The organism is Lysinibacillus sp. RC46 (assembly GCF_041262385.1).
Classification (GTDB): Bacteria; Bacillota; Bacilli; order Bacillales_A; family Planococcaceae; genus Lysinibacillus.
The window spans coordinates 1-9,076 of record NZ_JBGCCF010000060.1 but is presented as its reverse complement, the minus strand read 5'-3'; the positions used below and the strand labels follow the sequence as shown (position 1 = coordinate 9,076).

The window sequence follows — 9,076 nt, the reverse complement described above, 5'->3', positions numbered from 1 at the left end:
AAATATAATAATATGGCGGTTGTGGCGAAGTGGTTAACGCACCTGATTGTGGTTCAGGCATTCGTGGGTTCGATTCCCATCAGTCGCCCCATTTAATTTAAAATAATAAAATATAATAATATGGCGGTTGTGGCGAAGTGGTTAACGCACCTGATTGTGGTTCAGGCATTCGTGGGTTCGATTCCCATCAGTCGCCCCATTTATATATATTTAACTTTTGGGGTATAGCCAAGCGGTAAGGCAACGGATTTTGATTCCGTCACGCCCTGGTTCGAATCCAGGTACCCCAGCCATTTATTGCGGAAGTAGTTCAGTGGTAGAACACCACCTTGCCAAGGTGGGGGTCGCGAGTTCGAACCTCGTCTTCCGCTCCAAATATTTTATGGCGGCATAGCCAAGTGGTAAGGCACAGGTCTGCAACACCTTTATCACCGGTTCAAATCCGGTTGCCGCCTCCATATTTTATTACTCAATCGGTTTATCCGATTTTTTTTATCTCCATTATGCCGGTGTGGCGGAATTGGCAGACGCGCACGACTCAAAATCGTGTTCCTTTGGAGTGTCGGTTCGACCCCGACCACCGGTATCATCACGTACATATATGTTACGTTTAGTAAGTTTGGAAAGCTCACAAACCTTGATAGTACAGGGTCTGTGAGCTTTTTACATTTCTTGGGTTACGATAGGAAACGATAAGAATCGAAATCATTTTACACAAATTTTACACACAGACAGATTTATTTTACACAAGTTTTTACACAAGCTGCCATCCGTGAAATCGTGATTGATTAAGGGAAGCAAAATAAAACATACATGAGCTTTTCACTCCCAACCAAGGAATCAAAATAAATTATTTACACAGAAAAAAGCTCATGTTTTTTCAAACATAAGCTTTTTAATGAAATCTAATTTGGTCATTGTGAGGCGCTAATTGCTCTTCTACTGATACGTTTCGGTAAAAGTATCGATTGCCAATTGATCGTTTTCTTCAATGGTTTCTTTCAGAAGATGTGCATAAGTTCTCATTGTTGTTTCAATGTCTTCATGACCCAAGCGTCTACTTACATATTGGTAAGTCGCTTTCTTGTGTAATAAAATGCTTCCATGAGTATGTCTTAAACCGTGCATTGTAATAAGTGGTCGAATATTTAATTCGAGTAACACTTCTTTTAAAAGATCATTTGCTCGTTCATTTGTTATTACTTTGTATTTTGACTTTTCATTATAAAATACTAAATGATGTTCATTATCTGGAGTCGTTTTAAATAAATCTTCAAATAATGCCATTGTAGTGCCTTCTACTTTGATTTTTCTTTTAGACGCTTTATTTTTTAAAGGTCCAAATCCTGTAGGCATTCTGTTATTATATCCCCAGGTTTTATCTACATTTAATTCATTATGATTGAAGTCAAAATCACTATATACAAGCCCAACTAATTCTTCAAAACGTAATCCGGTTGTTAAACCTAATAATAGCAAATAATAATCTAAACCTTGATCTAATCGATCTTTAAGACCATTCAACAATAAAATACTATCTTGGTAATTTACATATTTTTCGAATTCCTCTTTTGCGTCAACTGTGTATTTCAATTCAGCTTTCCTTGTGAAATCACGTGGTATGATTTGTTCGTCAACTGCATCAAGGACGCACGCACGAATATGACCATTTACTTTTTCTACAGTTTCCTTCGAACGTGTAGCCCCTAATTGATTCAAGAACTTTTGGTAATCCTGTGTTGAAATCTCTTGCAAAGATGTACTGTTGAAAAATTCCTTGATGCGGTTATATGTGTAGTCATAATGTTTTAATGTTGCTAGTGATAAGTTAGTTTTATACAGCTTTACCCAGTTATTAAAGTATTCATCAAAAGGAGCTGGTTTTAAGTGAGGAACAATCCCTTTATTTAGCATAGCTTCAATTTCAGCTGCTGCAATTGTTGCTTCTTTTTTAGTATGAAAACCTCCTTTTCGAATCGGATCTTGTTTTCCATCCAATATACGACTAATTGTATATTGATATGTTTTACCACGTTTTTGAATACTTGCCACTGCTATTCACCTCTGAAAAATATATTTTATGAATATGGTTTCTATTATTAACAATGAAATTACTTTCTATAAGGATTAAATTTTAAAGAGTAGTTACTCGTTACATTTGATTCCTTTAATATTGGTTTTAAGAAAAAATATCTTTAAAATATTTTTCTAAAAATGCTGCCATTTTGGATGCCTGAAAAGACCAGGTTTGTCCTTTAGATTTTGGGTAAAAGACAAAGCCACCTGATTCGATATCAAGAACTTTTTTGAACTTTGATGGATAGAGAATATTTTCTTTTATCCACTCATGTTTTCGGTTAATTCTATTTTCAAGATCTTTCATGGACCAATAAACACCTGCAAGTTGTGCCTTCTTTAGTTCCTCCAACTCTACCTTTGAAATAATTATTGAATCAGATGGGATTGGGATTGTTAATGTCACTGATAACTGTTGCATTTCCTTTTCCTCCATTTTATTTACAAGCACAAAAAGCCCCAAGCTAGTAATCCAAAGTGATGAAATATCCATTGGAATAACTGTTGCTGGGGTTTTTCCCTTGATAGCATATTTGATTATATTTTAGTGATTTAACCGGTGAATTCTGGAATATTATAATCCCGATATCAGAATACACTATACTTTCCATTTATATTTTCGAAGACTTTTTCTAAAAAACATAATTATCTTTTTTAGAGATTCATATTTGCTTTCAATCATAAATATCATACTTTCAAGATAATTAAATTCTTATAGGTCAAAAGGTTTATTTTCTATCCTACTTCAAAAACAAAGAATCCATTTTGAAAATGATTAATCAAATTGGATTTCATTTTATTGTGATAACGGGTGCTTTACTTGAAGAACATGAGTTGCATATGCAGCCCTTTTTTATTAAACTAACGGGGCAGTTTAGTTGAAGAGTGGTGTTTCACATTTGTTCAACAATCGGGCCATATTATTGAATAACGTTTTTTTAAGACATGTAACCAAACGACGCTTTGGGTGCATTTATCATCAGTTGATGGGAGAAATCGATTCGTTTAAAAGGTGTACTGGCGATAATGGCGAAATAGTAAAGAAAGTTGAATTGTAGAGGGGCGAATTTATATTTTCGGAAGTAGGGAAGAGAAATGATTGAATTAAGAAAAATTACCCACGATAATTTTGAGGCAGTGTTGAAGTTAAGCATAACAGACGAGCAGAAAGGAAATGTGGATTCCAGTATATATTGTTTGGCTAAAGCCTATGTAAAGATACTCAACGACGAAAACCCTCCTATGATTTTCGCTATATACAACAATGATGAAGTCATAGGATATGTCGATATTGGATTTTTCGAACTGGCGGAAAGTGCATTTTTATGTGAAAAATATGGAGATAAATCTACTTATGGACTTAATCGCTTTATGATTGATAAAAAGTATCAAGGCAAAGGATTTGGCAAACAAGCAATGATGAAAGTTATTGATTACATAAAGTCGTTTCCACAAGGAAAAGCCGATGCAGTTGCTACATCATATTGGATGGTAAACGAAGTCGCTCGGAAGTTGTTTGCGTCTGTCGGTTTCGTTGAAACAGGAGCGATATGGGACGGACAAACCGGGGATAATTGGAATGCAGAAAGAAAAGATATAGAGTATGCAGAAGTAGGTGCCAGACTCGGATTATAAAGCTAACCAGTCTGGAATTAAAGGAGCTAATTTACTTACAGAGGGCTTAAAACAATTAGCCAATGAGTTAAACCTTACAGCAGATAGCGTAATTCATACAATTCTATACAATAAAGTTCCCAAATGAAACTTGGGGAACCAATACCTCTTGTTCAAGTGAATATGGAGTATTGGTGTTGTTTGTGAACAATACATCTGCAAACCATAAATCGGGAACCATTTAATTACAATTTATGTCTAACTTGAAAAAGGGAGGCAATTCGAATTGGATAGAAAATATAATTTATGGTCATTCATTGTATGTTTAATATTATTAGCGCTTTCATTTCAAGCACTTTATGCGTCCTATAATCGAACTTGGCAATTGGCACCAGATGCTCTAACGCTTTGGTTTCTTTCTGTTATTGTTTTTATTATAGGTATAATGGGCTTTAAAGATAAAAGTAGTAAGCGAGCAAGGTGGAGAAGCTGGTTAACCCTATTGATAATAGTTCCCCTGTCGATAGCTTTTTTATTAGGAGTGGCAGTAAATACAGTTGCGAGAGAGCATATTGAAGCAACACAATCACCTGATAATAAAACTACTATAGACTTTTACACATTGAACGGTGGAGCAGCTACCTCAATTAGTGTTATAGGGATTGTAAAGGGACAACTTTGGATTAAAAAAAGGATTTATTATGAAAACCGTATGCACAAGGTTGATGTGGAGTGGGAGAATAACCATATTGTTATAATTAATAATCACACTTTGAATTTGGACAAAGGAGAAACTTTTTCAAATTAATTTTTACTGACAGTCGTTCAGGAATTTGTTTTATGCACTTTTGATAAAAGTCAGTAATACCATTTTGAAGTATTTGAAGTAATGTTGCGATGTTTTAGAACAATTGGGTATTTCATTATAGGCAATTTTTTTAATTTGGGTGCATTCAAGGTACATTTGATTGGAGTTGTTATCGGTGTGATTCTTACCTTCCTATTAATAGTTGTCGGTATATTATTATAAAATTATCCTTTACATCCCTTATGCTAAATTACAATTTTGTATTCAACAATCGGGCGCGATTGTTGAGCAATACCATTACGAAATATCCAACTTTTTTTATAACAAAACTAATATCTGCTGATAAAGAATCCATTTTGATGAATCTATTTTCAAACTAGATTCTTTATATTTATTGTAAGATGCTGGTTTGTGGATTTTTTTGAACAAACTTTATTTCAAAGCAACATAAAATTCATCTACGTTTTTTTATTGAAAACAATATTGCAGCGTCCATATGACCCGTAATTTTAGATATATCCTTCAAAATTACCCGCTTCCCACTCATGAATTGCATGCTGATCCGTCGCCAATACCTTCTCCATATAAATAATTGTGGTTTCAATCTTCTCATGGCCCAGTGATTTCATAATTTTATAAATGTCTGCACCGTTTATGTGTGAGATAATAGCGAACGCATGTCGAAATATATGGGGAGTGATAGCTTTATCACTTTCAATCTTAGAAAATTCTCGTTTAAATACTTGGTCCAAATAACTGGGCGAATACGCATTGCCTGTTTTAGTTGTAAAAAGGGGAGCATGTTTATCGGCAGCCTCTATAGGTGCCAACCCTCTAACTTTTCTAAAATGCTTTATGCTTACAGCTACTTTATCCTTTAATGGGATTCTACGCCATTTTCCACCTTTCCCTACTTAAGACCGAGAATAGAGGGAATATATGCGTAAATCAAAATGGTGAATTTCGATTAATAGCATATGTTTCTCCTGAAATGCTAGAAGGTAAAGATCTAGATACATTAGTTGCTGAACTAGTGACTGCAGAAGGAACGCAATACTTATTAGAGGATGAAACAAAAATAACATGTTCTATTTGCGGTAATACTTATGATGAATTAATGGTAAACATCGTTGATTACCCAGATGATGTATGTTTAAATTGTGTAAGCCGATATCGCGAACGTGCCAAAGAATATTGTAAAGCATAAAATAAACACGTATAAATTGGGTTCCTCCTAATTTATACGTGTTTTATTATTGCTTCAAATGTTTGTATAACGTTGGATGTGAACTTATATAACCAGCCAAACGAGCCACTGCTAAAGAGGAGATCATTATTTTTTTTTCATCGATGAAAAATTCTTTATGTTTCTTTTCCTTAGGGTTAACGACATATGCCATTTCCTTGTAAGGTAATGGGCCTGGATAAAAATAAGTTGGACTTTCAAGTGTTTCAATTACTGCCGGAATCATTCCAAATATGTTTAAATAGAGGCGAATTTTGTTATTGTATTTGTAGACAATAAATATGTGCTCACTATCTGATGTGAAGAAATTCATTATACCATTTAAAAGGACTTTCTCAGAAGAGTAGGTGTGTAGAATATTGTTTTCAACTACAAATGGCGGATACTTCTCTTTCTCTAATTGGTGGGGGAAAAGTCTAGAATAAAGGTTTTTAATATTTCCTTTTCCGTCTATATCCCATAAGTAAATTCTTAATGCGGCAGCAGTATCAGATTTAGCAAAGTTAGGTATAAAAAGACAACCCAACCCGAGTAAGATTTTAACTTGTTCTCTCCTAATTATACTTAAATCTAAAATTTTTTGAAAACCTACTTTACCTATATCTACAGATTCTGAACTTTCTTTACTTATGCTTATTTGCATCCCTTTTTTTAAAGCCTTTTTCTCAATATCCCTTAGTACTTTTTCTTGGTGCCGCGGATCTACCTTTATAATACTCGGTATATCATTTATCCAATCTATAGTAATCTCAGGTTTAGTTATTGGAACAAAACCCTCCTCACAAACCTTGATTTGAATAGGTTCTCCTTCTTCTGTAAAGGTTTCAATTATCTCAGTATGCTTTTTCCCGCGTTTATCAGTTAGACCTGCTAAAGCGCGTTCCCAACTAATAAACCATTGATCTTTGAATTTAACGTCTATTTGTTGATTCGCTTCAGAATTGCACTTTATACAAACATTCGAAGTTGTAATATTGCCACCAATAGAATCAGGAATAATATGTTCTTCGCTTTTTAAAGTACCCTCTAAATCTTCTCCACAGTAAAAACAGTTAAACATTATAAATAACCTCCGCAAATTCTGACCTTTTTTGACTATAATTAGTCTATATTTCATTACAATTCTTGTCAAATTTCAGTTTGTTTAAGGGGAAGAGTATTTACTATAATTATTGAAAAGGTTAGAACTATTTGGTTAAGTTCTTCATTTTCCGACTTTTTTGTTACATACAGCTACAGGATGCTTGTTTTACAATAATAGAGAATTAATTCAGCAAATCCATTTGAAAAAGAAGTAGGAGGTATATATTATGAAAAAATTTACTGACTTTTATTTAAAAGAGGAACTTCAAAAAAGAGGACTTAACCCAAATAACCCAGAATTTTTGGATGATCCCAGGTACAATGAAATTAAGAACATGAAAATTATCTCAGGTAAATTAGGAGCTATAACATATGACTACTATATTCGGAGCAACTGGTTTAAAGACGGTATTACAAAGTTGAAACAAGGACGGTTTGACATTGGAGCCAAAAGAGATGAGGCACCAATTAATATGGCTAAGTTAATTGATGAAATTTGCCAAGAAGCTATAGACAATGGGGAAGAGGATGAAGCTGCTTATAGCACAGAAAATATCCGTAGAAAACTGATTGGGAGTCCTAGCGGTATTCGTCATAATTTAAAGACAAAGATAGCATTCGACTTGAATGACTACCATAATCAAGAATTTGAGAAATTGAAGCTTTTAAAGGTACTTTATTCAATAGAAAAACGTCAAAAGGGGAAAATTAATATTACTTCATTGCTGTCATATCTCAGTCTTGAGAATGTAGATAAGAGGATCATAGGAGACCAAAGTGTACATGGCGAGATTATCACAGAGTTATTATCTGAAATACGATTAGAACTTGACGAGTCATTTCATAAAACTGTACTTGATGCAATAGTAAAGATTGTTATGATGTGGAATAAAAAACTATTGGAAGTGGCGAAAATTTCAAAAATGCCTCACCACAAAGATGTAAGAATTTATGAATTGATACGAATCAAGCAGTATTTAATAAACCTAAAGAATAGGTTGCCAGAGCCTCAAATAGTAAGTGAATCAAATATAATGGAGGCTTTTTACCTTCGTGTAATGCAACTACAGGAGCTATGTCGCACTGAGGATGTTAATCGGATCACAGATTTTATTCTAAACTCGACACACACGAAAGAGATGTTAGGCAAGAAGCAAAGGCTTAATCCTGAGTTTATGAATCAAGTCATCACCGACTTAGAATCTTTTATTCAGCAACAAGCGCAGAAGGTGACTGAGGCGGTGTATCAGAAGGATAACGTTACTGATTCGGAGATTTCTAATATCGTTAAATGGTCGACACATGTTCCAACACTTCTAAACAGTTATAATAAACAAGTATATGCTGAGGAACGACAGAACCTTACTTGTTTTTTCTTAGTAAGTTGCATGCAGGAAATTATGCTATCTGAAACTCTAAAAAAGGGTGATGATGAGTATGAATTTAAAAATAATCATTATGGTTCTGATCGAAAAGGTCGTGGACTTCACTCTAATTTGAAAAAGATGAATAAAAATATCTTAGTAGAAGAAGCACTTGAGCTTATTTGGGTAGGTAAAGTTGAAAGACGTATGTATGCAAATCAAGATTTATTGGAAGAGTATCTCCTTATTCAGGAGATAGGAAGACTAGCCAATGAATTTATTGGAATTATAGCCAAATTACCTGACCTAGAAACCATGTTTTATTGGAATGATTTCCTACTATCACAAATAATTGTTGCAGAAAAAGCGCCTATACTACATTATACTGCCTTTTTCAATAGTATCATTAGGGAAAAAACAGGCTACAGCTGCGAATCACATTCAGCAAGAATGTTCCAATATTTTGACAATATTAACATCGCTAACAACATAACCAATATATTCCTAAATGAAGTTGCGAAAGATATTCAATTGAGTAAATCTGGATATACCCGCGATAAGCAGATAATGAACATGAAGATTGAAGATGAGGCATTTATTGTAGTATATGCTTTTGACAGAAACCCTCGCCGGCTCATTATTCACAATTTTATGCCCATTATGGCAGATGATGCGATTGAATTGGGCAATAAAGCCGGACTTGAAAAATTCAAAAAGCACGACGAATTTATTGATTTAATGAAAAGAATTTGAAGTATTAGCGGATCAATTTGAATTACCGCTTCAAAAGTACAAATGTCAACTAATCTATGTACAAAAACGCTCACTTAATTGTGTATAAAATTACTCACCTTCTGGAGCTAGGTGGTTCTTCAAACGATATGA

At 34.0% G+C, this 9,076-nt stretch carries 8 protein-coding genes and 6 tRNA genes; 10 read left to right on the top strand and 4 right to left on the bottom strand.

Going from position 1 to position 9,076, the window contains the following annotated elements; all coding sequences use genetic code 11:
* The first annotated feature begins 15 nt into the window (after positions 1-15).
* The 6 genes from ABH966_RS26585 to ABH966_RS26560 all read left to right on the top strand — a co-directional run bounded on the left by ABH966_RS26585 (position 16) and on the right by ABH966_RS26560 (position 586).
* Positions 16-91 (top strand) — tRNA-His (locus tag ABH966_RS26585).
* A gap of 32 nt (positions 92-123) precedes the next feature.
* Positions 124-199: transfer RNA gene (locus ABH966_RS26580), tRNA-His, on the top strand.
* A 19-nt stretch (positions 200-218) separates the two neighbouring features.
* Positions 219-293, top strand: a tRNA-Gln gene (locus tag ABH966_RS26575).
* A gap of 6 nt (positions 294-299) precedes the next feature.
* A tRNA-Gly gene (locus ABH966_RS26570) sits at positions 300-374 on the top strand.
* Positions 375-384: 10 nt separating this feature from the next.
* Positions 385-458, top strand: a tRNA-Cys gene (locus ABH966_RS26565).
* 47 nt (positions 459-505) lie between these two features.
* Positions 506-586 (top strand) — tRNA-Leu (locus tag ABH966_RS26560).
* 353 nt (positions 587-939) lie between these two features.
* Here ABH966_RS26560 and ABH966_RS26555 read toward each other — a convergent pair.
* Both ABH966_RS26555 and ABH966_RS26550 read right to left on the bottom strand, forming a co-directional pair.
* Positions 940-2,052, bottom strand: a complete 1,113-nt coding sequence (locus ABH966_RS26555; protein WP_370083677.1) for a tyrosine-type recombinase/integrase — start codon at positions 2,050-2,052, stop codon at positions 940-942.
* A 127-nt stretch (positions 2,053-2,179) separates the two neighbouring features.
* On the bottom strand, positions 2,180-2,497 hold the full coding sequence (locus ABH966_RS26550; RefSeq protein WP_370083675.1) for a DUF771 domain-containing protein: 318 nt from the start codon (positions 2,495-2,497) through the stop codon (positions 2,180-2,182).
* Between the two features lie 674 nt (positions 2,498-3,171).
* On the opposite strand from ABH966_RS26550, the gene ABH966_RS26545 reads away from it, so the two are divergent.
* Together ABH966_RS26545 and ABH966_RS26540 are read left to right on the top strand one after the other, a co-directional pair.
* The gene (locus tag ABH966_RS26545) at positions 3,172-3,711 is read left to right on the top strand and encodes a GNAT family N-acetyltransferase (protein ID WP_370083673.1); all 540 of its coding nucleotides are present in this window, start codon (positions 3,172-3,174) and stop codon (positions 3,709-3,711) included.
* A gap of 265 nt (positions 3,712-3,976) precedes the next feature.
* The gene (locus ABH966_RS26540) at positions 3,977-4,498 is read left to right on the top strand and encodes a DUF5412 family protein (protein WP_370083671.1); all 522 of its coding nucleotides are present in this window, start codon (positions 3,977-3,979) and stop codon (positions 4,496-4,498) included.
* 509 nt (positions 4,499-5,007) lie between these two features.
* On the opposite strand, the gene ABH966_RS26535 is transcribed toward ABH966_RS26540, so the two are convergent.
* Positions 5,008-5,355, bottom strand: coding sequence for a tyrosine-type recombinase/integrase (locus ABH966_RS26535; protein WP_370083679.1), 348 nt, complete (start codon positions 5,353-5,355; stop codon positions 5,008-5,010).
* A gap of 134 nt (positions 5,356-5,489) precedes the next feature.
* Here ABH966_RS26535 and ABH966_RS26530 point away from each other — a divergent pair, with 134 nt between their 5' ends.
* The gene (locus tag ABH966_RS26530; RefSeq protein WP_370083669.1) at positions 5,490-5,705 is read left to right on the top strand and encodes a hypothetical protein; all 216 of its coding nucleotides are present in this window, start codon (positions 5,490-5,492) and stop codon (positions 5,703-5,705) included.
* 46 nt (positions 5,706-5,751) lie between these two features.
* Here ABH966_RS26530 and ABH966_RS26525 read toward each other — a convergent pair whose 3' ends face one another.
* A complete protein-coding gene (locus tag ABH966_RS26525; RefSeq protein WP_370083667.1) occupies positions 5,752-6,804 on the bottom strand; it encodes an HNH endonuclease in 1,053 nt (350 codons plus the stop codon).
* 250 nt (positions 6,805-7,054) lie between these two features.
* Between ABH966_RS26525 and ABH966_RS26520 the strand changes: the two genes are divergently transcribed.
* A complete protein-coding gene (locus ABH966_RS26520) occupies positions 7,055-8,944 on the top strand; it encodes a hypothetical protein (RefSeq protein WP_370083665.1) in 1,890 nt (629 codons plus the stop codon).
* Positions 8,945-9,076: the final 132 nt, after the last annotated feature.

Excerpts from the sequence above, each read along its gene's own strand:
- ABH966_RS26525 (WP_370083667.1), bottom strand. The coding sequence starts at position 6,804 with ATGTTTAACTGTTTTTACTGTGGAGAAGATTTAGAGGGTACTTTAAAA.
- ABH966_RS26550 (WP_370083675.1), bottom strand. The coding sequence starts at position 2,497 with ATGCAACAGTTATCAGTGACATTAACAATCCCAATCCCATCTGATTCA.
- ABH966_RS26530 (WP_370083669.1), top strand. The coding sequence starts at position 5,490 with ATGCTAGAAGGTAAAGATCTAGATACATTAGTTGCTGAACTAGTGACT.
- ABH966_RS26520 (WP_370083665.1), top strand. The coding sequence starts at position 7,055 with ATGAAAAAATTTACTGACTTTTATTTAAAAGAGGAACTTCAAAAAAGA.
- ABH966_RS26545 (WP_370083673.1), top strand. The coding sequence starts at position 3,172 with ATGATTGAATTAAGAAAAATTACCCACGATAATTTTGAGGCAGTGTTG.